This window comes from Cognatishimia sp. 1_MG-2023 (assembly GCF_030548175.1).
Lineage (GTDB): Bacteria > Pseudomonadota > Alphaproteobacteria > Rhodobacterales > Rhodobacteraceae > Cognatishimia.
The window spans coordinates 17,702-41,783 of the sequence record NZ_JAUORX010000003.1 but is presented as its reverse complement, the minus strand read 5'-3'; the positions used below and the strand labels follow the sequence as shown (position 1 = coordinate 41,783).

Below are 24,082 nucleotides of genomic sequence, written 5' to 3'. Positions count from 1 at the left end.
GTTTTGGTAACATGCCGCTTGACAGGGAGTGCAAATATTCTACCTACTAGTAGATAGATAAACAAAGGGCAAGACATGCGCGTGAATGCTGATTTCTCGGAACGGGTGGTGGTGCGGCCGGAAGATTATAGCTGGGTGACCTCGCCCGCTGCGGGCGTTGAACGCATGATGTTGGATCGCGTTGGCGACGAAGTGGCACGCGCGACAACGATTGTTCGATTTGCCCCCAATTCGTATTTTGATGCCCATACCCACGGTGGCGGCGAAGAGTTTTTGGTGCTGGAGGGCGTGTTTTCAGATGAAAGCGGCGATTATCCGGCGGGCAGCTATGTGCGCAATCCGATTGGAACGGCGCATAAACCCCACACAAAGGATGGCTGCACGATCTTGGTCAAACTGCATCAGTTTGATGCAGAGGATACGGCGCATTTCTCTGTTGATACAAAGGGGTCCGCGTTTCGGCCCGGATTGGTGGATGGGCTAGAGGTCTTGCCGCTGCATTCCGGAGCATCCGAAAACGTGGCACTGGTGCGCTGGGTACCGGGGACCGTTTTTAACCCACATCGGCATTGGGGTGGCGAAGAGGTTTTCGTGGTTGAGGGCACATTTCAGGACGAGCATGGCACCTACCCTGCGGGCACTTGGATCCGTAGCCCGCATTTATCAGAGCACAAACCGTGGTCAGATGAAGGTTGTTTGATTTTTGTGAAAACCGGGCATCTGACACCAGAGGCGCTGACCAAGTGGGACGAGACCGCTAGCTAAAGACATCAAGCGGGCGATCTTCGAGCATGGTTTCCATGCTGAAGAGGCCCGTGACCGTGTCCAATTCAAACCCCGTCGTGATCCGCCGATAGGCCAAATCGTAACCCGCCATTCCGCGCGTCACGACTTTTAGCATGTAATCCCAATCGCCGCCGATGCGATGCATTTCGGCGACCTCTGGGATCCGTGCAACATGTTTTTTGAAACCTTCCGCCCACTCGACAGAGTGGTTGCGGGTCCGGACCATGACGAAAACCGTCAGATCCAGACCCAGCCGCGCCGCGTCTAAACGCATGCGCGCGCCCTGCATGTAACCCGCCTCTTCCAAACGTTTCAATCGTCGCCATAGCGCGTTCTGACTCAAGCCTACCCGCTCTGCAATGTCCCGTTGGGACAGCGCAGCGTCGCGTTGGATGACATCCAGAATGCGGCGATCAATGTCGTCTGTTTTTTCCATTTTCTCTATCATATGACACACAGATTGCTTTCACAACGGTTATTTTGACAAACATTATAGAATATTTGCGTGGCAAAATAAGGGCATAGCTTTTGGAGATCAGATCATGTTGCGCCCTTCGACCCCTCTTTCGTTGTTTGAAAATGACCTGCGGCAATTGCGCGATCCGGTCGCGTCATTTCGCGAGGGGGTGATTGGTGCCGACACCACAATTGTGACGCCGTTTGGCGCCAAGAAATTGGTCTATGCGGATTATGTGGCCTCTGGCCGGGCGCTGCGGCACATCGAAGATTTTGTGATGGCCGAGGTGCTGCCGTATTATGCGAATTCGCATACTGAGCAGAGTTTTTGCGGGGCGCGCATGACGCAGATGCGCGAAGAAGCGCGGCAGGTGATTGCCGAGAAATGCGGTGCAAACATGCAGGATCATGCGGTGATCTTTGGTGGATCAGGGGCGACGACTGGGTTGAACCAATTGGTCCATCTGTTTGGCATCAAAGACGATGTTGCGGCGGACAAAGAGGTCTTTGTGCTGGTTGGGCCGTATGAGCATCACTCGAACCTACTGCCGTGGCGCGAAAGCGGGGCGACCGTTGTGCAGATTGGAGAGGCGGAAGAAGGCGGGCCAGACATGGGGCATATGCGGGCGGTTCTAAAAGCCGTATCGCATCGGGGCGCAGTGATTGGGGCGTTTTCGGCGGCATCGAATGTTACGGGGGTTTGCACCGAACCGGGGCCGATAACGGCGTTGATCAAGGAATACGGTGGCAAGATTGTTTGGGACTATGCCGGTGCTGGTCCCTATCTGCAGATGACGATGTCGCCTGACGGGCATCCGGTGGATGCGATCGTTGTTAGCCTGCATAAGTTTGTGGGCGGTCCGGGATCATCGGGTGTTTTGATTGTACGGCGGGATGCCGTTACGGCGCATAAACCCAGCCGTCCCGGTGGCGGCACGGTGGCCTTTGTGAATTCACATCTGCACGACTACGTGACGCGACTAGAGCAGCGCGAAGAAGGCGGCACGCCGAATGTGATTGGCGATATTCGGGCCGCACTGGCGATGATTGTGAAGGATGTTGTGGGCCAGGCGCGGATTGACGAAATCAATCATAGATTGTCCGCACGTGCGTTTGAGGCATGGGCTGGCTTGGATAACTTGCATGTTCTCGCCCCTGCCCGCCGTGCGCGTTTGCCGATCTTTTCCTTTGTACCGCTGCGCGTTGATGGGCAGCGGATTTGCTACAAGGCCTTTACGACCGCGCTATCGGATCACTTTGGAATTCAGGCGCGTGGTGGATGTAGCTGTGCAGGCCCCTATGTGCATGACTTGCTGTCGATTGATGGCTCCACCTCAGCGCAGCTGCGTGGTGATATTCTGGCGGGCAACGAAGAGAACAAGCCGGGATTTGTGCGATTGAACCTGAGCTACCTGATGAGTGACGAGACTGTGGATTACATTCTGGACAGCATTCCGGTACTTTTGGACCAAATGGCGAAGGAAGAGGTCTAGGGTGGCTGTGTATAACCTGGGGATTATTCGCGATTGGCAAGTTTATTATGCTTCGTAACAGTATGAAAAAAAACAATTATTCCGAACAAAGACTTGTGGATAACCCGTGAACAGTTAGTAGGCGGGCTGTTGCTCGGGAAAATGCTGTCGCAAATTGGTGTGGCGTATTGTGGCTTTTCAAAATAGATAAAAGAAACATAAGCTATTGAAAAGTATGTATTTAATTTACCAGAAGGGATTCAGAGCCCAACGGTTGGGCACGGGCATCGTAGTAGCGAATAGCAGGATAACGATAAAAAGTCACTTATGTGATAGATAAATACAATATGACTCCACTTACTTCGACATTAGGTTCGAAATTAACAATTCTCTCTCACCCAAACACACCTGCTAACGTGCATTCTAGCGGGTCTCGCGCAGTTTGAATGCACCCGTTGCACGGGCGATCATCTCTCCGGTTTCATCGACGATATGAGCTTCGGCAAAGAATGTTTTTGCGCCGCCGCCTGTGCGTTCAGCATGGGCAATCAATAGCTGGCCTTTGGGGCGAGACAGAAAATTGACCGTCATGGAGAGCGTTAGCGCCAAGGCTTTGCGATCTGGATCTCCGGTATAGCAGCCCGCATATCCCATCGCCGTATCCAATAGAGTAGCGTAGACGCCGCCGTGCGGGATGCCCGAACGGTTCATCAATTGGGGGATAAGAGGTAGCTCCAGGCTTGCACGCCCCGCTTCCCACCCTGTTAGACGATAGCCAAAATGATCTTGTAAAGCTGAGTTCGTTTCGATCAGAGCCGGATCAAGGGTTAGCTTTGTCATTTGAATTGCTCCACCTAAGATTGCTCACACTTTGTCATCCGCACAAGTGTCGTTCACCGTCGCACAGCCTCGCCCCTTGGCCATACGCTTTACGACCTTTACGTTCAATCCTGAAAGGAGAACATCATGTCTCTCAGACCTACATTGGAAAGCCGTCAGGCTGCCCCCACTATCGAAGGCGCGGGTGTTCATTTGCACCGTGCTTTTGGGTTTCAGGATCCGTCCGAATTGGACCCCTTCCTGCTGTTTGATGATTTCCGCAATGAGCGCCCAGAAGATTTTGCGCAGGGGTTTCCGTGGCATCCGCACCGGGGCATTGAAACCATTACCTATGTGTTGTCGGGCACCGTGGATCACACCGATAGTATCGGGAACAGCGGCTCTTTGGGGGCTGGTGACATTCAGTGGATGACCGCTGGCTCGGGGATAATGCACCAAGAGATGCCAAAGGGTAACGCGCAGGGGCAGATGCATGGGTTTCAGCTGTGGGCGAATTTGCCGTCGTCGCTAAAGATGACAACGCCGCGCTATCAAGATGTGTCGGGCACGGAAATTCCAGAGATCATCGACGACGATGGCACTCGCGTGAAGGTTATTATTGGATCGTTCTGGGGGAAATCCGGGCCGGTTGATGGTATTGCCGCTGATCCGCAGTATCTGGATATTTACGTGCCGCCGGGTGTTAAAAAGACGTTTCCGGTGGATACCTACCGCCGTGCCTTTGCCTATATCTTTGAAGGGGCTGGCGCCTTTGCCGACGCCAGCGCGCCATCAGGGGTGTTGTTGGAGAAAGAAGTCGCGGGCCAAGAGGTGAATATCCGCGATATGTCGGGCAACCGGACGTTGGTTCGTTTTGGCACCGGTGACGAGGTGACGGTGCAAGCTGGGCCAGACGGATTGCGGTTTCTGCTGATCTCTGGCGCGCCGATCCAAGAGCCCGTGGCGTGGCATGGGCCAATTGTGATGAACACAAAGCAAGAATTGCAAACGGCCTTTGCGGAATTGCGTAATGGCACGTTCATCAAGCCCGCCCATTAAGACACGCGCCTTGCGCTGCACCCTATGCGGCGCGAGGCGTTATCCGGTGACGGATTTACGGGCCATATCCCAATATATGGTTTCAACGTCTTCGAGGCTTAGCCGCCCTGTTTCGCGGAACCATGTGTTCACGCCGGTGATCATGGCAATCAGTGCCATTGCCGCGATCTTTGTGTCTGGCACGCTAAAGTCGCCGGATGCGACGCCTGCTTTTAAAATCGACTCTAATTCGTTTTCATATCCGCGACGCAGAGCTTCGATGATTTCGAAGTTCTCTGGCGTGAGGTTGCGAAGCTCCATGTAGGCTATGAAAACCTCGTCGCGTCGGGCGTGGTGGAACCGGATGTGAAACCGAACAAATCGTTCAAGCTGTGCCTTAGGGCCACCATCCGTCGGTTGTTCTGCCCATGCCTCTGTTAGTTGCTGCATGTGATTGCGCATCAGACCAAACAACAGCGTTTGTTTGTCTGGGGTGTAGTTGTAAAGCGCGCCCGCTTGGACACCAACCTCGGCCGCGATTTTGCGCATTGAAACAGCGGCATAGCCATCTTGGGCAAACAAACGCAGCGCTTCTTGCAGGATTTTTGGCCCTGTGATGCCTGAATGTGATCCAGATGTACGCGCCATGACTTTCCCACTTAGCCCAAATTGGTGAACAGTTGTTCTATTCTTTAGGCGATCCACAGGTCGAGGTCAAAACAGCTCTTACGTCGAAAACAGAGGGGATCACGTGATTGCAGGCCCGAGCGGAAAGCGCTACATGGCTGAACAGCAGTCGAGTCAAAGGAGATTGTGATGACTACCCCCTTGCGCCTAGGTATTGCTGGGCTTGGCACCGTCGGAGTTGGCGTTGTCAAAATTGTTCGCCAGAAAGCAAATCTTTTGGCCGCGCGCACAGGACGTCCGGTGGTGATCACGGCGGTTTCCGCACGATCCAAGGACAAAGACCGTGGTGTGAATTTAAACGATTATGCGTGGGAAGATGATCCCGTTGCGCTGGCAAAGCGTGATGATGTGGACGTTTTCGTAGAGTTGATGGGCGGCCATGATGGTGCAGCCAAAGACGCTACCGAAGCGGCGATTGCTGCTGGCAAAGATGTGGTCACAGCCAACAAAGCGCTTTTGGCACTGCACGGCCAAGAGCTGGCGGAAGCTGCAGAAGCGAATGATCGCGTGATCCGGTTTGAGGCTGCTGTTGCTGGCGGCATCCCGGTGATCAAATCGCTGACCGAAGGTTTGGCTGGCAACGAAATTCAGCGCGTCATGGGCGTGATGAACGGCACGTGTAACTACATCCTGACACGGATGCAGGATGCGGGCCTGCCTTACGAAGAGGTTTTTGCCGAAGCTGATGCGCTTGGGTACCTTGAAGCTGATCCGAATTTGGATGTGGGCGGAATTGATGCCGGTCACAAGCTGGCCTTGCTGTCCTCTATCGCGTTTGGCACCAAGGTTGCATTTGACGGCGTAGAGCTGGAAGGCATTCAGCGCATTTCTATCGAAGATATTCATCAGGCGGCAGAACTTGGGTTCCGCATTAAGCTGTTGGGTGTTGCGCAATTGACCGGCCGTGGTCTTGAGCAACGTATGTCGCCGTGCCTTGTGCCTGCGGACAGCCCTTTGGGGCAGCTGAAGGGCGGCACAAATATGGTTGTCATCGAGGGCGATGCGGTGGAACAAGTTGTTCTGCGCGGCCCCGGTGCGGGCGAAGGCCCAACTGCTAGTGCCGTGATGGGCGACATCTGTGACATTGCGCGTGGTTTGCGTATTTCGACGTTTGGTGTGCCTGCGGAAACGCTAGAAGTGGCGAAATCTGCGCATTCGATTTCGCCAGCGCCTTATTATCTGCGTATGGAATTGCTGGACCGTCCGGGGGCTTTGGCCAAAGTGGCAACAGCATTGGGCGAGTCTGGGATCAGCATTGATCGTATGCGCCAAAGTCAGCACGAGGGCAGCGAAGCGCCTGTGTTGATTGTAACCCATAAAACCCAACGTGACGCTTTGGACACTGCGATTGATGCGATGAAAGCCACAGGCGTTCTGGCACAAGATCCGGTTGCATTGCGCATCGAATCCGTCTGATCTGCGTCTTATCCGGGCCAAATGCTTGTTTGCATCGGTTTGGCCCGGTACACATTCTTGTAAAGATATAAAACAAGGACCGCATTCATGAGCACCCTGCCCGAATTTCACGACCGTATGTTGTCTTTGGGCCTTGCCCGCGTTGCGGAACAAGCGGCCCTTGCCTCTGCCAATTGGATTGGTCGCGGTGACGAAAAGGCGGCGGATCAAGCTGCCGTCAATGCGATGCGAGAACAGCTGAACCTTTTGGAAATCGCTGGTGTGGTTGTGATTGGCGAGGGCGAACGCGACGAAGCGCCGATGCTGTTCATTGGCGAAGAAGTCGGGACCGGAAGCGGCCCAGGTGTGGATATTGCGTTGGACCCGCTCGAAGGTACCACGTTGACCGCCAAAGATATGCCAAACGCATTGACCGTAATTGCAATGGGGCCGCGCGGTTCAATGTTGCATGCGCCTGATGTTTATATGGAAAAACTGGCAGTTGGCCCGGGTTTCCCCGAGGGGATTGTCACGCTGGATATGCCGCCTGCGACGCGTGTGTCTGCTTTAGCCACAGCCAAGGGCTGCCTGCCAAAGGACATCACCGTTTGTATTCTAGAGCGTCCGCGCCATGAGGATATGATTGCAGAGGTGCGCAGCACTGGCGCGTCTATTCGTCTGATCACTGATGGTGACGTTGCGGGCGTTATGCACTGTGCGGAAAGCGATACGACGGGCATTGATATGTATATGGGCAGTGGTGGCGCACCAGAGGGTGTGTTGGCTGCTGCGGCTTTGAAATGCATGGGCGGGCAGATGTTTGGACGCCTGACCTTCCGCAATGATGATGAACGCAACCGTGCCCGCAAGGCGGGGATTACGGATTTGGATAAAGTCTATTCGCGCGACGAAATGGTGACCGCGGACGTAATCTTTGCAGCGTCAGGTGTGACTGGCGGTTCGCTATTGCCGGGCATCAAACGCAACCCGAATTGGCTAGAAACAACGACACTGTTGATGCGGTCAAAATCTGGCTCTGTGCGGCGCATGACCTATCGCACGCCTGCGGATAACGTCTAAGCCGCGATGGGTGATTTCCTAAATGTTTCCAATTCGTTGACGGGACGCCGCTGGGTCGGACCGTCCATCGAAGTGGACCGATCTGCTGAAGCATTGGAGCAGGATACGACGCTGCCAAGGCCGCTATGTCAAGTATTGGCGCGGCGCGGTGTGTCGGCTCAGGAAGCCGAAAGTTTTCTGGCGCCATCATTGCGGGATTTACTGCCTGACCCGCGATCTTTGAAAGATATGGAACGCGCGGCGGAACGGTTTTTACAGGCGGTAAAGACGCGGCAAAAGATTGCGATCTTTGCGGATTATGATGTGGATGGCGGCAGCTCTGGCGCGTTGATCGTGGTTTGGCTGCGGGCGATGGGATTGGCCTGTACGCTGTATGTGCCCGACCGGATCGACGAAGGCTATGGCCCGAATGACGAGGCGATGGCGGAACTGGCCCGCAATCATGATCTGATCATCTGCGTGGATTGCGGAACCCTTTCGCATGGGCCAATTGCAGCGGCCAAAGGCGCGGATGTCATTGTTTTGGATCACCATTTGGGTGGCGAGACCCTGCCCGATTGCCATGCAGTCGTGAACCCAAACCGGCAGGACGAAGATGGCGCGCTGGCGCATCTTTGTGCGGCGGCGGTTGTGTTTTTGATGTTGGTTGAGGCCAACCGGCAAATGCGTCTTGACGGCGCGCAGGGGCCAGATTTGATGGCCATGTTAGATTTGGTTGCCTTGGCGACTGTGGCAGATGTTGCGCCGTTGATCGGGGTGAACCGTGCCTTGGTGCGCCAAGGTCTAAAGGTTATGGGCCGTCGTGAACGCGCGGGGATTGTTGCGTTGTCTGACGTTAGCCGGATGGATACTGCGCCGAATACGTATCATCTGGGCTTTTTGTTAGGACCACGTGTGAATGCGGGGGGCCGGATTGGTCAGGCGGATTTGGGCGCGCGGTTGCTATCGACTGATAACGTGAACGAAGCGCGCGCGATGGCGGATCGGCTGGACGAGCTGAACACCGAACGGCGGGAAATTGAGGCAAGCGTGCGTGCGGCCGCGATGGATCAGGCCGAAGAGCGCGGATTGGATGCGCCCTTGGTTTGGGCGGCTGGCGAAGGCTGGCATCCGGGTGTGGTGGGTATTGTTGCGAGCCGCATCAAAGAAGCCAACAACCGCCCGTCGATCGTGATTGGCTTTGACGGGGACATTGGCAAAGGCTCTGGCCGATCTGTGTCTGGCGTTGATTTGGGAGCGAGCATTCAGAAATTGGCAACCGAGGGGCTGTTGGTTAAAGGCGGCGGTCACAAGATGGCAGCGGGTTTGACCGTTGAACGGGACAAGCTGGAGCCTGCGATGGCACGTTTGTCTGAGCTTTTGGCCAAACAGGGTGCCGGTGATATGGGCCGTGCGGATTTGAAATTGGATGGCATGTTGATGCCCGGGGCTGCGTCGATTGATTTGGTGAATCAGATTGATGCGGCTGGTCCCTTTGGTGCTGGTGCCCCTGCCCCACGGTTTGCCTTTCCCGAGGTTGAGATTCGATTCGCCAAACGGATCGGTGACAGCCATTTGAAGGTGACGTTTGGCGATGGTTTGTCTGCCCGGCTAGAAGCGATCTGCTTTGGTGCGTTTGATACGGCCCTTGGCCCCGCATTGGAAAACCATGCGGGCAAGCGTTTTCATCTAGCGGGACGGTTGGATATTAACACCTGGGGTGGGCGCCAGACTGTGCAGTTGCGTTTAGAAGATGCGGCATTGGCCTGATTTTTAAAGCGGCTTGCGCCATCGGGTCGCTTTCACGCCTTTTGATTTCTAGAAGACAGCGGCACGTCGATTTCACTTTGATCACAAAAAATGAATTTGCCCTCATTTTTGCCCTTGCGCCATTCAAGCGCTTTGCATAAATACCGCCTCACGCTTCGGCACGGCCCGTTCGTCTATCGGTTAGGACGCCAGGTTTTCAACCTGGAAAGAGGGGTTCGATTCCCCTACGGGCTGCCACCGAAGCTAGAGTTTACCGGAATTCGTTTCGGTTTTATTCGCCCTGCACAGCGCAGTCTGGCCCGTTCGTCTATCGGTTAGGACGCCAGGTTTTCAACCTGGAAAGAGGGGTTCGATTCCCCTACGGGCTGCCACTTCTCCCATGTTTTAGAAATTACCCTAGAACCTGATGGGGTGCGGTGCGTTTCATGGATGGCGTGAAAAACGCGAATTGCCCACGGCCATTGTCCTTGCATGCATAAAGCGCCAAATCCGCCTCGTTTAAGATATGTTCAGGTGCAGCCCCGCGGCCGCGGCCGGTGGTGATTCCGATACTGGCGGACACTTGGATGGCTTTGCCCTGAAAGGTGATCGGTTCTTTGATGCGGGTAATGATACGTTCAGCGAGGGTGATTAGTTTTTCCTTAGGAATATCCCCCTGAAATATAAGAACGAATTCATCGCCACCGATGCGCACCACATCATCATCTTGGCGGGTTTCTTCTGTTAGAATTTTCGCGACTTGTTGCAGAACGTAATCCCCAGCCGCATGGCCCATGCTGTCATTTACGGGTTTGAAAAAATCTAAATCCAACTGCATGAGGGCAAATCCGCGGCCGGCTTCTATCACGCGTGGCAAGACGTGATCGACAGCGCGGCGGTTTTTCAAGCCGGTCAATGTGTCGGTAAAGGCTTGTTCCTCGGCGGCGATTTTGGCGGTTTGCAGGCGGTGATTTAGGGTGCGCGATGCTTCCATCGCGGCTGACTTTGCCTCGACCAAATAGAGCATTTCAATTGCCATATCTGTTGCCGCGAAATCGGAACTGGTGAGTTTGTAATCCCCGACCGCATCCAAGATGCTGATGCCAAAGCTAAGGTTGATAATAGCCCCATCCCCTTGAGGCATATCGACAACGATGCCTTGGAGCGTTGTGCGCGGTCGGTCACGGAATTTCATGTGGAGTTTCAGCGCATTGATGGCCAGAACCTGCTGCATCGTGGTGATATTGCGCGGGCGCTGTAGATCGAACACCTCGAGAAAGCGCATATTGCTCCATGTTAAGTCCGGGCGCAGTTTCTGTAAGGTTGGGCCGACATGGCGAATATGGCCTGTGGGCGACACGCAAAGATGCATGGGGCATAGAATATCTAACGCGCCGCTGAGACGTTGGCATACGTGGCTATGAGTCATGCGCTGCGCGCCCCAAGGTCAAAGCTGCGACCGGGGCCAAAAGCGGCCTCGATCAATTGGATATGGATGGTTTCTACAGTGTCAGAATTGCCCGTGTGTTCCAGCAAGACCAACGCGCCGTAGTCATCCGCCATGGTGCGCAAGATGCCGATTAGAACATGGCCAAATCCCGTATGTGGATGGCGGCAAATGAGGCTGAAGGTGTTGTTGCCGCGATCACGCAGCTCTAGCTCTGGCAGATCAAGGTCAGCGACGGCTAGGCGCGCGCGGGCTGGCAAGTCGTCAAGCGAATGAAGGAACTCTAGAAAGCTTACACCACTAAAGCGCAGCAAGCGGCGCAGCGCCTCGACATTCGGGTGGGTGACTAGATAGGTTCCGATGTCTTCGAGCACCACGTCGCGCGGTATGTGCACGGCGGCGGCAATCGCATCCAAGACCTGTTCCGTCAGAACGTCGTCATAATGCAGCATCGCCTCAAACTCGGTGAAGCCGAGCCCGGCTTTGCGCGCAACTTCGTGCCAGCGATCCCGACCATAGGTATCGCGAACAAAACACTGAACAGCCCTGTTGATCAGCCCGTGCATGGCGCCCCCCTTTCAAACCTGTGAAAGAGTATCCGCCCTATCGCTTAAGAATTCCGCAATAGTTTCAATTTTCAGGACTTATTTCCAAGTCCCCCACCCAAAGCGCCTGTCGGCTTGACGGGCCAATCCGAAAGCCGCCAGTTGCGATTTGTTCGATTTGCTCTGCTGACAAATGTCGCCCTTGGCCGGGAATGGAAATGCTGTTTGCAGCGCCATATTTGCCATCGGTAAGATGCATCAAGAAGATGCCGGCATGGGTGTCTTGTCCGGGAACGATAAACAGCGCTTTGTCTTCGCCCTGCGCGCCGAATGGGCCATGCACCAAGGTACATGGTGTGGTGGTTTGTTGCGGGCAAATCTCTGCCCATTTTTCCAAATAGAAACTGTAGGTGCCCGCAAATGCCATGGGCGCGAGGGTGGTTCCGTCGGGCCAGATTTTCACATGGGGCGTGATGCGCGATGATAGATTTCTAGTTGTTTCAGCCGTTTGGTTTTCAGTGAATTGCCAACGGCTTTGGCTTTTAGCGCGCTCAAGACTCGCAAGTATTTTTATGTGGTCTTCTTTGGGAAGCGCGTTGAGTTTTTCGATGACCGCTTGGCCAGGCTTACCCCATGTGTTTTGCAGCTCCCAAACGGGGAATGTATCGGCTTTGATCTTGCCATCTAAATAGCGAGTGAGCTGCGTCTCAGCCGATATTTTTTCCGCGTTGAACACAGGCGATAACCACAGACCCGCGACAACAAGTGCGCTGATGGCCATAAAGATGTTGGCCTGCCGGATATGAGCTGTCCATTCGGTGCCACGCAATAAGGCCAGCGCGTAGAGGACGGCGTAGGACATGACAAAGCCAGATGCGATGGCGGCGGCGAGGCGTTCGGGAGTCCAGCCATATTCAGAGACGCGCAACCAGATTGCCCAGATGGCAAGGCCGCCTAGGATTGGTAGCAAGAGTGCGAGTGCCTTTGTGGCGAGGCGCATGTAGCGCGAGGCGATGGCGTCCTCTTCGTCGCGATCAAGCGCTGAGGTGATTAATGTCACCCCTGCTATCGCCACCCCCATCAGTATGGCGGCGGCAGAGAAGTCTCCGAACAGTTGGGAGAGGCCGCGGGTTGGCAATGCGGCGATAAAGACCGTGACGACAAGCAGCACCATTGGCAGCAGAAGCCGAAGAAGACGCAAAAGGAGGTATGGGGAAACGTAGGAGCGCAGCTCTTGGGCAACAGACAGCGCGAGACCAAGGACAAGGCCGGTAAGCACATATGGCACCGGCTCTTCGTCGATCAGTTGTTCAATCAACGTGATACCAACGATGCTAAGCAATGCGTCTGACAGGAACAAAAGCGCCCAGAATAGGCCGACAAAAACCCAAGCCGCCGCATAGCGCACAACGATGCCCCAAGCGGTGTCAAAGAGGTAGGCATAGTCACGCACCTTACGTTCGACCAAGGCAGCGCCAAAGGGCGCACCGATTAAGAGTAACAGGCTCCATGCGAGGGGGGCTAAGCCGTGTTCGAATTGATCGTCAAATTGCAGGTATCGGCCGTTGTTCCAGAACAGCAACGCGGCGGCTGTTAGGGACAGCACCCCGGCAACAGCAACGGCGGGACGTGCCTTGAGCGGCCCTAGTAGCGCGAGAAGAACCGTGAAAAACCCTCCTGTTGCGCTGGCAATCCAAAGAAAAAGACGTTGGTTATCAAGCGTGTCCGGCAAGACTTCGAATAAGATCCACGCAGCAAGACCGGCGATGCCGCCAATCAAGCTCATCCAAACGCGAGGCGACATTGGAGGTTCTGTTTGTTCGTGCATGGCTGCTCCGCCGATTAGAATTCTGTCAGTAAGTCTACCGAATTGCGCAGGCTTTGCACAGATCGTCGCTATGCTGTCTCTAAGAGCTCGGGAATATGCCCGATGTGCGGAAGCACGATGTCGGCATAGGGTGCGAGTTCGTGTGATTGTGCGAGGCCGGTTAGAACGCCAATTGTGGTCATCCCGGCGCGGCGCCCCGCGATCAGATCGTGGGTGCTGTCGCCAACCATTGCGATGGTTGAGGGATCAAGCGCCATCGCCTTGGCGAATGCGAGCAATGGGTCTGGATCAGGCTTGGCGCCAAAGCCGCTGTCAAACCCAGCGATGAAATCAAAGAAACGCGTGACAGAGGCCGTTTCCAGATGCGCCCTAGCGCCCATTTCGGTGTCATTTGTCACAACGCCCAACTTGAGCCCGCGCGCTTGTAGATCCGTTAAGTAGGGTGTCAGCGGAACGACGGGCGCAACGGGGGCTTCTGTTGCGCTTTTGGCTAAGTAGTCCTCGACGGCATCGACATCACTGCCGGGCAAAGCGGATGCGACCAGCTCTGCTGCTTGACGGTTGGTGCCTGCGATGACTGGGCTTGTTGGGCGAAACGCGCGCTCTATGAGATCAAAGTCGATGGCATCGGCGATACGTTGCGAGGTTGTCGCGTTTCCTTCAGAGAAATGGTCAATGACGCTGATCGTCCAATTGTTCCATGTCGCGTTAAAATCAAAAAGCGTTCCGTCCTTATCAAAAAGGAGACCGTTTACCTGCATCATGTGCCCCAAAGTGCTTTGTCTTCGTTTATATGTGTCATGGGTTATTGCGAGCGTCAAAGTGGATAAACCTATGTCCAACTGACCTGCGCGCCACCGGGCAAAGCCTGTCGGGCCATCATTGGTGTTGTGTAGTCCAGATTGACGCTATCGCAGAACTGGATCACCCAAGCATCGTCCATCGTTAAGAAATCCAGAACAGAGCCTAAAAACTCTGGATTGGCAGCCTGCGCTTTTAGGTCGTCAATTGACGCGCCGCTGGCCCCTAAAAATACGGGCATCAGCTCTTCGTTGGCGGCGAGCCAGCCCAAAGCTTGCAAAGCAATTGTTTCAGCAGATTCAGGGGAAAGTGACATGTTGCGTAGCCTTCGAAAGGGTTTCTTAACCAATTTAAAACAAAGTGAGAGCAACTTATCGCAAGGACAAGAATTATGCCCGGCAAATTGCTTATCGTTGACAGCATTGCCACGAACCGGATCGTTTTAAAAGTCCGGCTGAGCACGGCTTTTTACGAAGTCTACCAAGCCTCTAACGCTTTGGAGGCGCGAAAAGTTATGGCAGATACGATGCCTGATCTGGTTTTGCTGAATGGTCAGCTGAGCGATTGTGATCCATTAAAGTTTTGTTCTGGTCTGCGAAGCAATCCTTCTACAGCGCATTTGCCGATTGTAATCCTGTCTGCAAAGGCAGATCGCGCGCATCGGGTTGAGGCGCTGAAAGCAGGCGCGAATGATGTGATGGCGCGGCCGTTGGATGATCTGGTGCTATTGGCGCGATTGCGCAGTTTGCTGCGGTCTCATGAAACGGCGGAGGAATATAAACTCCGCGAACGTACCAATCAAGCGCTTGGGTTTGCCGAGGCGACGGCACCGTTTCAGAAACCAGCCAAGGTGTTGTTGGCAACGCCAGACTCGCAAACCGGTGTGCGTTGGAAAGCGCATTTGCGGGCGATGATGCCCTATCAGATAGCCGCCCAACCGCTGGGCGACACCCTGCGCGCTATGGCGCAAGAGCCTGTACCGGATGTGTTTGTTATTGCTGTGGATGAAGCCCGCCCTGAGATCGCCCTGCGATTGCTGGCAGAAATCCGAGCGCGGGCGACAACGCGGCATTCTGGGATTTTGGTGATCCTACCAACTGAAAATCGCAGTCTTCTGGTCGACGCGTTGGATTTGGGCGCGCACGACGTGATGACAGGGGGCTTTGATCCCGAAGAGATGTCGTTACGCATTTCATCATTGGTGCAACAAAAACGATTGTCTGATCGGTTGCGTGACAATTTACAGAATGGATTGCAGGCGGCAGTGACGGACCCTTTGACTGGTTTGTTCAATCGTCGGTATGCGCTGCCCTATCTTAATCGGATCTCAGAGCAAGCTGTTCATTTAAAAAGAAATTTCGTGGTGCTATTGGCGGATTTGGATCACTTTAAAAGCGTGAATGACGACTACGGTCATGCGGCTGGTGATGCAGTTCTGGCCGAAACCGCGCGTCGTTTGCGAGAGAACCTACGTTCAGTTGATCTTGTGGCGCGGATTGGTGGGGAAGAGTTCCTGATCGCCCTGCCCGATGTCAGCCGCGAAGATGCGGATCTATTTGCGGAACGCCTTTGCGCATTGATCCGCGATACGCCGATGAAAATTTCGAACCTCAATAAATCGATCCCCGTAACTATGAGTATTGGGGCGACGATTGGTGGCGGCAACTATGTCAAGAAATCCGTCGAGACGCTTTTACAGGAAGCCGATCAAGCGCTGTATGATGCAAAGATTCATGGGCGCGACCAGGTTTTGTTTAATCAAATCCATGCCTGACGGCCTTGGAGACCCTATCTAACAAGGACTTTGGCCGAAATTACTTTCGGCCTTCTGGTCCTTTCGGCTTTCGAGCCAAGAGTGATTGAATACGATCGGCGTAGTCTTGGCGCTCGGCGTCCGTCATGACAGTTACACGCTCTAGCCACATCGTCTGCGCAGAGGCGCGGCGTTCGAAACCAGCTTTGGCTTGTTGTTCTAGACCAGCTTTCACCTTTGACGCGTCAAAGGGAGTGGCGCGCAGCAGGTTTAGCATGGCTTCAAATTCAGCGCGGGCGGCCTCGCGGCTGATGCCAGATTTGCGGTGATGATCACGAATGGCACGACCGATGGCGCGGCGGTCTTCGTCCGGCAATGCGCGCGTATAGGCCCCCATGAAATCGGCATCACGCGGAGGGCGATTGCCCCCTTTGGAATTCCCCAGAACAGCGCCCAGCGCCAAGCCTGCTACGATCAGATTGACGGCGAGCGAACCGATCAAGAGCGCCCTCAGGCCACGGCGCATTGGGGCGCGTGTTGTCTTTTTGTCTTCGGCCATGAGGTTATCCTTCCTCGAAATCAAAGCTAAAATCCCCACCAAGATCGGAGAGGTAATATTCGGTGTCACCGCTGATCACAGCTTGCAGACCTTCGACGGTCAGCGTTTCTGCACCGCTGAACCCAATCCAGACGCTGGCCATGGTAGCCGCAACGAGGCCGGATGCCCCCTGCCAGCCGCCGACTGTATCATAGATCAGCTGCCAAAGACCGCGGCGCGCAGGCTCAGGTGCTAAGGTGGCCGCTGGCGGTTGGTGCGCCTCGGCCTCTGCCAGCATGCGTGCCATGAAGTCGTCGCTGGGCTGCGCGGCATCACCGGTGCGCGCCTCGGCGAACATGTTGTCTAATAGGTCATCCATGGATTGTTTATCAGTCATCCGAATACCCCAATTCATCTTTGCGACCAGCCAATGCCTTGGCCAATGCGCGTTTTCCTCTTGCGGTCAAACTTTCGACCGCTTCGACGCCAATTTCCATGATCTCTGCAATCTCGGGGTTATTTAACCCTTCGATGTGGCGCAGGATCACCGCTTGTTTTTGGCGATCTGGCAAAGTGTTCAGCGCCTCTTGCAATGCGTCTACACGTGATCGTTGCTGCATGGCATCTGCAGCGCTGGCTGTGTCGTCCTCGGGTTCTGGCACTGAATCCAGCGCCACCCCGCGGGTTTTGCGCAGGCGGTCTGTGCACAGGTTTGCCACAACGCGGTAGAGCCAGGTGGTGACCTTTGCTTCGCCCTGACGCCAATCGGGCGCCAGTTTCCAGAGCCGAACTAATGCGTCTTGAACAACATCTTCTGCCTCGGCACGATCCCCCAAAAGGCGGAAGGCGTGCCCAAAGACTTTTGGCGTCAATCGCAACGTAAGAGCGCGCGCAGCCAAGGGATCGCCGTTGGCATAGAGCACAAGTAAGGCGTCGTCACTGGCATCTTGAAAGGTGTCTCGCGGCATCTCCATGTCCTGTCGGAGTAACGTTTTCATAGCCTTAAGGCAATCATCTTGGTCACGCCCCTATTGCGGGCGTGACCACAAGTCTGTCAGCGATTAGTTGGCTTCGGTGTCTTTGTCTTTGTTACCGCGTTTGCCTTTGCGCTTGTCTTTCATTTCGTCAAGCTCAGCTTGGCTGATAGAGCCGTCGCCGTCTGTATCCAGACGTTCGAACATTTTGGCGGTGCGATCCTCAGATGGTTTCATCTCGTCAAAGCTGAGAACGCCATCATTGTTTGTATCGCGACGCTCGATCATCTTTTGCACACGCTCTTCCTTGGCACGTTCAGATGCAGCGGCCAGTTCTTCGGCGGATAGGTTACCGTCGCCATTGGTATCTGTTTCGTTAAAGCGCGCTTGTGCGTGGGCTGCGAGTTCTTCTTTGGTGATCATGCCGTCGCCATTTGCATCCACTTGTTCAAAGTTCATGCGTGGGCCGTGGTGGCCGCCTTTGCCGCCAAAGCCCTTTGCGGAGGCAACACCCGCGCCAAGAGCCAATGCCAGAGCGGTTACACCAGAGATCAATACTGCACGTTTCATAGTCAGGTTCCTTTTTTGCGTTTCTTCAAAACCGGCTTGCTGCCCGTTTTCAGAAGGTAAAACGCGCGGCCTGATAATTTCCGTCGCCTGCAGTGCGATTTTTTTGAAATTTATTTACTGCAGGGTAGATAAAATGTAATTTTATGGAATTAAATCAAGCATTAAGCTGAACTAGAAAATGCAAAACATTTGATCAATATGTTATCGTCCTCAAATGACGTTGGGTACGGCTTGTTCAACTCCGGGCATTTCGTCGTATTGTTGGTTGGCGACATGGCCGCATCGTTCTACGCTTTGACTTGGTTCAAAGGGGTAGCAAGATCAGATGACCATCGACAAAACCGCCATTCGTGATGCAGCGACAGTTATTGTTCTTCGTGATCGAGCGAATGATCCTAAAATCTTGATGGGCCAACGCGGGTCTAAAGCCGCCTTTATGCCGAACAAATTTGTGTTCCCCGGTGGTGCGGTTGATGCGGCCGACTATGATGCTCCGCTTGCACAGCCATTAACCCCGCCCAGTGCACAGCGTGTTTTGGATGATTTGCGTCCTGAAACCCCAGAGCAGATCACCCACGCCGCAGCCGTTGCCGCCATCCGCGAGCTTTGGGAGGAAACTGGGTTGATCCTTGGGCGTGCCGGGGCTTGGCCGGGAACACCGCCAGAGGATTGGCTGACTTATGCTGCAACAGGTCATATCCCCGATCCAAAAGACATGCATTTTGTGTTCCGTGCTATTACCCCTCCCGGCAGGCCACGCCGGTTTGACGCGCGGTTCTTTATGCTAGAGGCAGATCAGCTTTCGGGCGACATTGATGATTTTTCAGCCGCTTGTGATGAGCTATCGCATCTTCAATGGGTGCCTTTATCCAAAGCGCGCAGCTTTGATTTGCCGTTCATCACCGAAGTTGTTTTGGCTGAGATTGAGGGCAACCTTGGGACCATAGGTGCGCCAGAGTCTGTTCCGTTCTTCAAAAACGATGATGAAGCAGGCTATTTCAAGCGCCTGCATGGGCGCGACGCTTTGGCAGATGATTTAGGCGGTTAAGCTTAGGACCAGATTACAAGGCCAAGGACGCTGCTGGCGATCAGTACAATTCCGAGATACTCGCGCTTTGAAATCGTTTCGTTGAAAAACAAAACGGTTGCGATGATGCCAAAGATCAGCTCGATCTGCCCGACTGCGTTCACATAGGCTGCGTTTTGCAGCGTATAGGCCGTGAACCAGCAAAACGATCCCGCAAGGCTGGTTAGCCCCACAAAACCGGCTGTGCGCCATGCGCCTAAAACTTTGCCAATCTCTGCACGGTCTCGCAGATATAGCCACACGGTCATGCTGGCCAATTGCAACGATGTGACAATGGCCAAGGTCACAATGGCCCGTTCAAACGGATCGCTGCTTTCGATGGCCAGTGTCGCGCCGCGATACGCGACACCCGAAACTCCAAACAACGCGCCGCCTAATAGGCCTAGCGCCGCTGAGGGGCTAATCAATCGTTTCCACCACACGCCTACACCCTCCATCGGGCCGGACAGGACCAGTACACCAGCAAAACCAATGCAGATTGCCATAAAGCTCCATGGCGAAATGGCATCTCCGATCAGAACCCAGCCAAATAAGACAGAGAACAACACCGCAATCTTGGTAAATGTCAGACCAACGGCAAAGTTGCGGCGCCCGAACAAGAGAACGGTACAGACCGTGGCTGTAATTTGCGAAAAACCACCCGCGATGGCGAAGGGCCAAAACCCCTGCCCCATGTCAGGAACGGGCACACCAGCCTGCCAAAAGTAGGTCAAAGCAATCGTTGCGGCGATGGGCGCGGAATAGACAAACCGCGCGAATGTCGCGCCAGAGGCCGTAAGTTTCACAGCGCTCAATTGCTTTTGCAGCATAAAGCGTAATGTCTGAAAGAAAGCGGCCGCTAAGGCGAGGAGAATCCATAAATCCATATTGACCTTATGTCTGCCAATCTAAGGGATAGCCAGAAGGTAGAGCATGATCATGCACATATATTGCCTGGCAGAATGCAAATCAGAAGGCCATCAATGCGTTACAGAGTGGCCGCGCTGATGTCGTCTTGGGCCACAGAGACGGATTTGATTACGGCAAATAGCTCTTGCCCTAATGACAATGCCATTGCCTTGGCTGACCGCTGTGTGACGCGCGCTAATAGCAAGTCGTCGCCACATTTGACTTGAACCAAAACGCCCGGCCCTTCGCCCTGTTGCAGTGCGGTAATTGTTCCCTTGAGGATATTGAGCGCTGAAATGTCTTTGGGTTCAGTGAGGCTAAGCATCACATCCTGCGCCCGAATACGTATGCGCACGTTGGAACCAACATCCGTTTGGACCATCGGTAGGAAAAGCTTGCTACAGGATGTGGAAAGTTCACTTAGACCATCATCATGGTGATGCGCGACGCGCGCTTTCAGGATTGCGCCAAGGGCTGAAACGCCTATTGCACCTACGGCCTCGGGATCAGCAAAGATTTCGCTGACCGGCCCCATGCGGCGCATCTTGCCCCGCTCTAGTATCACGACGGTGGTCGCTAACCGCGCTACTTCGGAAACAGAATGACTGACATAGAGAATTGGCAGATCCGCTTCGTCCCGCAGGCGTTCAAGATAGGGCAATATCTCTTGCCGTCGCGCTTGATCCAAGGACGCCAGCGGCTCATCCAGCAATAAGATACGCGGCTTTGACAAAAGCGCCCTGCCGATTGCGACACGTTGTTTTTCACCACCTGACAAAGCCGCTGGAAAGCGTTGCAATAGTGCGGACAGGCCCAGCATTTCGATCACGCGCTGTTCGTGGGCCGCGTCTTTGGGCAGGCCTTGCATGCGTTGACCATAGCTTAGGTTGCGCGCGACACGCATATGCGGGAACAGGCGATGATCCTGAAAGACATAGCCCAAACGCCGCTGCTGCACGCGTAGGTCGATGCCCTTTGCTGTGTCTAGAAATACCTGATCATCCAAGGAAATACGCCCATGATCCGGGCGCAGCAATCCAGACAAAGCGTTGATCACAGTCGTTTTTCCAGCCCCAGAGGCACCAAACAGCGCGGTAACTCCCGCAGGCGCGTCAAAGGCAACATCAAGCTCGAAGTCAGCCAGTTGGTGGCGTATGTCGATGGATAAACTCATTGCCCGCTGATCCGATTTGCAACGCGGCGTGCCAAAACCTCAGCGATCAACACCGCACCAAGGGAAAGGACCACAGACAAGCCAACAAGTTTCAGCGCATCGCTCTCCCCACCCGGGATTTGCAGGAAGCCGTAGATGGCAGACGGCACCGTTTGTGTTTGGCCGGGGATGTTCGAAACAAAGGTGATCGTTGCTCCGAATTCGCCCATGGCTTTAGCAAAGCCTAGAACCGCCCCAGCGATCATACCAGGTAATATTAAGGGGAATGTCACCGACAAGAATACCTGCGCAGAACTTGCACCCAATGTGCGTGCGGCCTGTTCGAGTTTTGGGTCCACCGCCTCTATCGCGAGGCGCATTGCGCGAACCATCAGGGGAAAGGCCATGATGGCTGCGGCCAAAGCGGCCCCCGTCCAACGAAAGGCTAAGACGATGCCAAAGGTCTGCTCGAGCCACGCCCCTATTGGGGCACGGCGGCCAAACGTCATGAGCAATAGGTATCCGGTGACAACTGGGGGGAGGATGAGCGGCAGGTGCACAATCCCATTAAGCAACTGTTTGCCCCAAAACTCTTTGCGGGCAAGGACATAGGCTACGTAAAGGGCCAGTGGAAGGCTCAGCACCGTTGCCCAAATTGAAACCCGTAAGGACAGGCCAACAGCTTGCCAGCCGTCTGGGCCGAGGAAATCAACAAAGGCGTTCATTCCAGACCCTCGGTTAAGAACCCATGCCGCGCGAATATGGCCTGTGCATCCGGGCCTTGTAGATAGGCGAGATAGGCGGCGGCTTCTGGTTTTTCTGTGACTTGGGCGGCCGGATAGCGAATGGGATCGTGGGTTTCTTCGGGAAGCTGCGCGAGGGTGGATACGGCAGGCTCAGCCAGTGCATCAGTGGCATAGACCAAGGCGAAATCAACCTCCTTAAGCACAACAAGGTTTAGGGCCGCGCGGACATGATCTGTTTGCACGACATGTGGCTGCACCGCTGACCAAAGGCCCAAAGACGTTAGTGATTGCTTGCCATAAATCCCTGCCGGCACAGCGTTTACAAAGCCCATGGCGAGATGGGTGTCAGACAACACTTTCGGTAAGTCTTTTACTTCAAAGGCAGAATTCGCTTGATGACCAACAAGCGCAAGGCGATTTCCAAGTACTGTGACCTTGGTAGATGGTTGAACTTCGCCCAAGTCTTCTAAGTAGCCCATCCATTGCGCATTGGCCGAAATAAACACATCCGCGGGCGCGCCTTGGGCGATCTGACGGGCCAATGCAGCGCTGCTGGCGTAGGAGGTCACAACCCGGCCTTCATAGGATTGATGCACCTCATCCAACGCGCCACGTAGGCTTGCGGCGGCAAAGACCGTTAGCTCGGCTTGGGCAGAAACCGCAGCACAGATAAGGCAGACTGAAACCCAAATACGATAGATGGCGCGCATTCCGACGTGGCTCCGATTGGTGCGTTTGCACTATTGTCTAAGGGCACATGTAAGGCAAGCCATTGACGTACTTGTGAAATCCGTTGGTTAGTTTGCCGCTGCTAATATCGCGTCGATGTCTAGATGGATTTCCATATGGTCAGCCAAGGCATCAAGCGTGGCTTCGACGGACTCGTTGTAGTTTGTCGATTGTCCATTTCCGCCAAGGGAGGCAAGGAAAGCCGTGCGGAATGTGTCGTCTTGGAACATGCCGTGCAGGTAGCTGCCTTGGATGCGTCCATCGGCGCTGGTTGCGCCTTCGGGGCGAGTTTCGATCTGGGCAAAGGGGCGATCGCAATCGGGGCCTTGGGTGCGGCCGATGTGAATTTCGTAACCATTGAATGGCAGGTCAGAGGCGGTGTGAACGGCTTGTGTTTCAGTCAATTTCTTGACGGGTGTCATTTCTGTCGTGACGTTTAACAGTGCCAATCCTACGGTATTTCCGGCAGGACCTTCTATGCCTTCAGGGTCAATGATACTTCCCCCAAGCATTTGATAACCCCCACAAATTCCAAGAACATGCCCTCCCCTACGTACGTGCGCTGCAAGGTCAATTTCCCAACCTTGGTCGCGCAAAAATGCGAGGTCTCCGCGTGTGGATTTGCTGCCGGGGATGATGACAAGAGTTGCGTCGCCGGGGATGGGTTGACCGGCGCGGAGCATGGTGACGCGGACGTTGGGTTCTTGGGTGAGCGGATCGAGGTCGTCGAAGTTGGCGATGCGGGACAGGCCGAGACATACGATGTGGATGTCGCCCTTGGAAATTGAGCCGCCAAGGTCTAGTGCGTCTTCGGCGGGCAAGCGCCAAGCCTCTGGGAAATAAGGTAAAACGCCGAAACCTTGCCAATTTGTTCGTTGTTCGATGAAGGCGTAACCGTCGTCAAAGAGCGATGGATCGCCACGGAATTTATTGATTAGAAAGCCTTTGATTTGATCTGCGTCAGCTTGATCTATTACGTTTTGGGTGCCGACGATTTGCGCAATGACGCCGCCGCGGTCGATGTCGCCGGCGAGGATAACGGGAACATCCGCCGCCTGTGCAAAGCCCATGTTGGCGATGTCGCCGGGGCGGAGGTTGACCTCTGCTGGGCTGCCCGCGCCTTCAACAATCACCAAATCATGGTTTGATTTCAGAAGGTTGAAGCTTTCGAGGACACGCTCCATCAGCTGCGGTTTGAGCGTTGCGTATTCGCGGGCCTTTACGGTTGCGAAACGTTTACCCTGTACCACGACCTGCGATCCGACATCGGATTCGGGCTTTAGCAACACGGGATTCATATGGACCGTAAGCGGCACTTTGCAGGCCATTGCTTGCAAGGCCTGCGCCCGTCCGATTTCGCCGCCATCCGCCGTAACCGCCGCATTATTCGACATATTTTGCGGTTTGAAGGGGGCAACGGACAGGCCCCGACGCAGTGCTGCGCGGCACAGACCAGCCACCAACATGGATTTCCCGACGTTACTGCCGGTGCCCTGGATCATGATGGCTTTGGTCATGTGTTGCGTTCCTATGAGTCGTACGTTTTGTAAGGTTCACGGGCC

The 24,082-nt window shown here is 54.6% G+C and carries 25 protein-coding genes and 2 tRNA genes; 10 read left to right on the top strand and 17 right to left on the bottom strand.

Annotation, left to right across the window (positions count from 1 at the left end):
- Positions 1-75: 75 nt before the first annotated feature.
- Positions 76-765 carry a cupin domain-containing protein gene (locus tag Q4544_RS05460; RefSeq protein ID WP_303504487.1) on the top strand — a complete coding sequence of 230 codons (690 nt, stop codon included), beginning with the start codon at positions 76-78 and terminating at the stop codon, positions 763-765.
- Here Q4544_RS05460 and Q4544_RS05455 read toward each other — a convergent pair.
- Positions 758-1,222: an Lrp/AsnC family transcriptional regulator gene (locus tag Q4544_RS05455; protein WP_303504486.1), complete on the bottom strand. Its 465-nt coding sequence runs from the start codon at positions 1,220-1,222 to the stop codon at positions 758-760. The two genes, Q4544_RS05460 and Q4544_RS05455, sit on opposite strands and share 8 nt — an antisense overlap.
- A 106-nt stretch (positions 1,223-1,328) precedes the next feature.
- On the opposite strand from Q4544_RS05455, the gene Q4544_RS05450 reads away from it, so the two are divergent.
- Positions 1,329-2,735, top strand: a complete 1,407-nt coding sequence (locus Q4544_RS05450) for an aminotransferase class V-fold PLP-dependent enzyme (protein ID WP_303504485.1) — start codon at positions 1,329-1,331, stop codon at positions 2,733-2,735.
- Positions 2,736-3,137: 402 nt separating this feature from the next.
- Here the strand turns inward: Q4544_RS05450 and Q4544_RS05445 are convergent, their stop codons facing one another.
- Entirely contained in the window at positions 3,138-3,554 is a 417-nt protein-coding gene (locus tag Q4544_RS05445) for a PaaI family thioesterase (RefSeq protein ID WP_303504484.1), read from the bottom strand.
- Positions 3,555-3,680: 126 nt separating this feature from the next.
- On the opposite strand from Q4544_RS05445, the gene Q4544_RS05440 reads away from it, so the two are divergent.
- Positions 3,681-4,592 (top strand): pirin family protein, encoded by a 912-nt coding sequence (locus Q4544_RS05440; protein WP_303504483.1) that lies wholly within the window; start codon positions 3,681-3,683, stop codon positions 4,590-4,592.
- Positions 4,593-4,631: 39 nt separating this feature from the next.
- Here Q4544_RS05440 and Q4544_RS05435 read toward each other — a convergent pair whose 3' ends face one another.
- Positions 4,632-5,219, bottom strand: coding sequence for a TetR/AcrR family transcriptional regulator (locus tag Q4544_RS05435; protein WP_303504482.1), 588 nt, complete (start codon positions 5,217-5,219; stop codon positions 4,632-4,634).
- Positions 5,220-5,387: 168 nt separating this feature from the next.
- Here Q4544_RS05435 and Q4544_RS05430 point away from each other — a divergent pair, with 168 nt between their 5' ends.
- The 5 genes from Q4544_RS05430 (at position 5,388) to Q4544_RS05410 (ending at position 9,853) form a co-directional block, all read left to right on the top strand.
- Positions 5,388-6,674 carry a homoserine dehydrogenase gene (locus Q4544_RS05430; protein WP_303504481.1) on the top strand — a complete coding sequence of 429 codons (1,287 nt, stop codon included), beginning with the start codon at positions 5,388-5,390 and terminating at the stop codon, positions 6,672-6,674.
- Positions 6,675-6,761: 87 nt separating this feature from the next.
- On the top strand, positions 6,762-7,733 hold the full coding sequence (gene glpX, locus Q4544_RS05425; RefSeq protein ID WP_303504480.1) for a class II fructose-bisphosphatase: 972 nt from the start codon (positions 6,762-6,764) through the stop codon (positions 7,731-7,733).
- A gap of 6 nt (positions 7,734-7,739) precedes the next feature.
- Complete coding sequence (recJ, locus tag Q4544_RS05420) at positions 7,740-9,482, top strand: single-stranded-DNA-specific exonuclease RecJ (protein WP_303504479.1); 1,743 nt, start codon at positions 7,740-7,742, stop codon at positions 9,480-9,482.
- Positions 9,483-9,644: 162 nt separating this feature from the next.
- Positions 9,645-9,719: transfer RNA gene (locus Q4544_RS05415), tRNA-Glu, on the top strand.
- Between the two features lie 59 nt (positions 9,720-9,778).
- Positions 9,779-9,853 (top strand) — tRNA-Glu (locus tag Q4544_RS05410).
- 20 nt (positions 9,854-9,873) lie between these two features.
- On the opposite strand, the gene Q4544_RS05405 is transcribed toward Q4544_RS05410, so the two are convergent.
- The 5 genes from Q4544_RS05405 to Q4544_RS05385 form a co-directional block, all read right to left on the bottom strand.
- Positions 9,874-10,746, bottom strand: a complete 873-nt coding sequence (locus Q4544_RS05405) for a GGDEF domain-containing protein (protein ID WP_303504478.1) — start codon at positions 10,744-10,746, stop codon at positions 9,874-9,876.
- A 140-nt stretch (positions 10,747-10,886) separates the two neighbouring features.
- On the bottom strand, positions 10,887-11,474 hold the full coding sequence (locus Q4544_RS05400) for a heme NO-binding domain-containing protein (protein ID WP_303504477.1): 588 nt from the start codon (positions 11,472-11,474) through the stop codon (positions 10,887-10,889).
- A gap of 64 nt (positions 11,475-11,538) precedes the next feature.
- Positions 11,539-13,281 (bottom strand): DUF4153 domain-containing protein, encoded by a 1,743-nt coding sequence (locus Q4544_RS05395; RefSeq protein WP_303504476.1) that lies wholly within the window; start codon positions 13,279-13,281, stop codon positions 11,539-11,541.
- 68 nt (positions 13,282-13,349) lie between these two features.
- Entirely contained in the window at positions 13,350-14,042 is a 693-nt protein-coding gene (locus Q4544_RS05390) for an HAD family hydrolase (protein ID WP_368411230.1), read from the bottom strand.
- A gap of 71 nt (positions 14,043-14,113) precedes the next feature.
- Positions 14,114-14,398: a DUF3572 domain-containing protein gene (locus Q4544_RS05385; protein WP_303504475.1), complete on the bottom strand. Its 285-nt coding sequence runs from the start codon at positions 14,396-14,398 to the stop codon at positions 14,114-14,116.
- A 75-nt stretch (positions 14,399-14,473) separates the two neighbouring features.
- Between Q4544_RS05385 and Q4544_RS05380 the strand changes: the two genes are divergently transcribed.
- Positions 14,474-15,856, top strand: a complete 1,383-nt coding sequence (locus Q4544_RS05380; protein ID WP_303504474.1) for a diguanylate cyclase — start codon at positions 14,474-14,476, stop codon at positions 15,854-15,856.
- Positions 15,857-15,896: 40 nt separating this feature from the next.
- Here the strand turns inward: Q4544_RS05380 and Q4544_RS05375 are convergent, their stop codons facing one another.
- From Q4544_RS05375 to Q4544_RS05360, 4 genes are all read right to left on the bottom strand, one after another.
- Positions 15,897-16,394, bottom strand: coding sequence for a periplasmic heavy metal sensor (locus Q4544_RS05375; protein ID WP_303504473.1), 498 nt, complete (start codon positions 16,392-16,394; stop codon positions 15,897-15,899).
- A gap of 4 nt (positions 16,395-16,398) precedes the next feature.
- Positions 16,399-16,770: a hypothetical protein gene (locus tag Q4544_RS05370; RefSeq protein ID WP_303504472.1), complete on the bottom strand. Its 372-nt coding sequence runs from the start codon at positions 16,768-16,770 to the stop codon at positions 16,399-16,401.
- Entirely contained in the window at positions 16,763-17,347 is a 585-nt protein-coding gene (locus tag Q4544_RS05365; protein ID WP_303504962.1) for an RNA polymerase sigma factor, read from the bottom strand. Before Q4544_RS05365 ends, Q4544_RS05370 begins: the two co-directional genes overlap by 8 nt.
- An 87-nt stretch (positions 17,348-17,434) precedes the next feature.
- A complete protein-coding gene (locus Q4544_RS05360) occupies positions 17,435-17,917 on the bottom strand; it encodes an EF-hand domain-containing protein (protein ID WP_303504470.1) in 483 nt (160 codons plus the stop codon).
- 325 nt (positions 17,918-18,242) lie between these two features.
- Here Q4544_RS05360 and Q4544_RS05355 point away from each other — a divergent pair, with 325 nt between their 5' ends.
- Positions 18,243-18,965 carry an NUDIX hydrolase gene (locus Q4544_RS05355; protein ID WP_303504469.1) on the top strand — a complete coding sequence of 241 codons (723 nt, stop codon included), beginning with the start codon at positions 18,243-18,245 and terminating at the stop codon, positions 18,963-18,965.
- 2 nt (positions 18,966-18,967) lie between these two features.
- Here the strand turns inward: Q4544_RS05355 and Q4544_RS05350 are convergent, their stop codons facing one another.
- The 5 genes from Q4544_RS05350 to Q4544_RS05330 form a co-directional block, all read right to left on the bottom strand.
- Entirely contained in the window at positions 18,968-19,870 is a 903-nt protein-coding gene (locus Q4544_RS05350) for a DMT family transporter (RefSeq protein ID WP_303504468.1), read from the bottom strand.
- Positions 19,871-19,971: 101 nt separating this feature from the next.
- Positions 19,972-21,066, bottom strand: a complete 1,095-nt coding sequence (gene modC, locus Q4544_RS05345; protein WP_303504467.1) for a molybdenum ABC transporter ATP-binding protein — start codon at positions 21,064-21,066, stop codon at positions 19,972-19,974.
- Entirely contained in the window at positions 21,063-21,770 is a 708-nt protein-coding gene (modB, locus tag Q4544_RS05340) for a molybdate ABC transporter permease subunit (RefSeq protein ID WP_303504466.1), read from the bottom strand. Before modB ends, modC begins: the two co-directional genes overlap by 4 nt.
- Entirely contained in the window at positions 21,767-22,501 is a 735-nt protein-coding gene (gene modA / locus Q4544_RS05335; RefSeq protein WP_303504465.1) for a molybdate ABC transporter substrate-binding protein, read from the bottom strand. The genes modB and modA overlap by 4 nt, the downstream gene beginning before the upstream one ends.
- 87 nt (positions 22,502-22,588) lie before the next feature.
- Positions 22,589-24,037: a cobyric acid synthase gene (locus tag Q4544_RS05330; RefSeq protein WP_303504464.1), complete on the bottom strand. Its 1,449-nt coding sequence runs from the start codon at positions 24,035-24,037 to the stop codon at positions 22,589-22,591.
- Positions 24,038-24,082: the final 45 nt, after the last annotated feature.

Excerpts from the sequence above, each read along its gene's own strand:
- Q4544_RS05460 (WP_303504487.1), top strand. The coding sequence starts at position 76 with ATGCGCGTGAATGCTGATTTCTCGGAACGGGTGGTGGTGCGGCCGGAA.
- Q4544_RS05455 (WP_303504486.1), bottom strand. The coding sequence starts at position 1,222 with ATGGAAAAAACAGACGACATTGATCGCCGCATTCTGGATGTCATCCAA.
- Q4544_RS05450 (WP_303504485.1), top strand. The coding sequence starts at position 1,329 with ATGTTGCGCCCTTCGACCCCTCTTTCGTTGTTTGAAAATGACCTGCGG.
- Q4544_RS05445 (WP_303504484.1), bottom strand. The coding sequence starts at position 3,554 with ATGACAAAGCTAACCCTTGATCCGGCTCTGATCGAAACGAACTCAGCT.
- Q4544_RS05440 (WP_303504483.1), top strand. The coding sequence starts at position 3,681 with ATGTCTCTCAGACCTACATTGGAAAGCCGTCAGGCTGCCCCCACTATC.
- Q4544_RS05435 (WP_303504482.1), bottom strand. The coding sequence starts at position 5,219 with ATGGCGCGTACATCTGGATCACATTCAGGCATCACAGGGCCAAAAATC.
- Q4544_RS05430 (WP_303504481.1), top strand. The coding sequence starts at position 5,388 with ATGACTACCCCCTTGCGCCTAGGTATTGCTGGGCTTGGCACCGTCGGA.
- glpX (WP_303504480.1), top strand. The coding sequence starts at position 6,762 with ATGAGCACCCTGCCCGAATTTCACGACCGTATGTTGTCTTTGGGCCTT.
- recJ (WP_303504479.1), top strand. The coding sequence starts at position 7,740 with ATGGGTGATTTCCTAAATGTTTCCAATTCGTTGACGGGACGCCGCTGG.
- Q4544_RS05405 (WP_303504478.1), bottom strand. The coding sequence starts at position 10,746 with ATGCGCTTTCTCGAGGTGTTCGATCTACAGCGCCCGCGCAATATCACC.
- Q4544_RS05400 (WP_303504477.1), bottom strand. The coding sequence starts at position 11,474 with ATGCACGGGCTGATCAACAGGGCTGTTCAGTGTTTTGTTCGCGATACC.
- Q4544_RS05395 (WP_303504476.1), bottom strand. The coding sequence starts at position 13,281 with ATGCACGAACAAACAGAACCTCCAATGTCGCCTCGCGTTTGGATGAGC.
- Q4544_RS05390 (WP_368411230.1), bottom strand. The coding sequence starts at position 14,042 with ATGCAGGTAAACGGTCTCCTTTTTGATAAGGACGGAACGCTTTTTGAT.
- Q4544_RS05385 (WP_303504475.1), bottom strand. The coding sequence starts at position 14,398 with ATGTCACTTTCCCCTGAATCTGCTGAAACAATTGCTTTGCAAGCTTTG.
- Q4544_RS05380 (WP_303504474.1), top strand. The coding sequence starts at position 14,474 with ATGCCCGGCAAATTGCTTATCGTTGACAGCATTGCCACGAACCGGATC.
- Q4544_RS05375 (WP_303504473.1), bottom strand. The coding sequence starts at position 16,394 with ATGGCCGAAGACAAAAAGACAACACGCGCCCCAATGCGCCGTGGCCTG.
- Q4544_RS05370 (WP_303504472.1), bottom strand. The coding sequence starts at position 16,770 with ATGACTGATAAACAATCCATGGATGACCTATTAGACAACATGTTCGCC.
- Q4544_RS05365 (WP_303504962.1), bottom strand. The coding sequence starts at position 17,347 with ATGGAGATGCCGCGAGACACCTTTCAAGATGCCAGTGACGACGCCTTA.
- Q4544_RS05360 (WP_303504470.1), bottom strand. The coding sequence starts at position 17,917 with ATGAAACGTGCAGTATTGATCTCTGGTGTAACCGCTCTGGCATTGGCT.
- Q4544_RS05355 (WP_303504469.1), top strand. The coding sequence starts at position 18,243 with ATGACCATCGACAAAACCGCCATTCGTGATGCAGCGACAGTTATTGTT.
- Q4544_RS05350 (WP_303504468.1), bottom strand. The coding sequence starts at position 19,870 with ATGGATTTATGGATTCTCCTCGCCTTAGCGGCCGCTTTCTTTCAGACA.
- modC (WP_303504467.1), bottom strand. The coding sequence starts at position 21,066 with ATGAGTTTATCCATCGACATACGCCACCAACTGGCTGACTTCGAGCTT.
- modB (WP_303504466.1), bottom strand. The coding sequence starts at position 21,770 with ATGAACGCCTTTGTTGATTTCCTCGGCCCAGACGGCTGGCAAGCTGTT.
- modA (WP_303504465.1), bottom strand. The coding sequence starts at position 22,501 with ATGCGCGCCATCTATCGTATTTGGGTTTCAGTCTGCCTTATCTGTGCT.
- Q4544_RS05330 (WP_303504464.1), bottom strand. The coding sequence starts at position 24,037 with ATGACCAAAGCCATCATGATCCAGGGCACCGGCAGTAACGTCGGGAAA.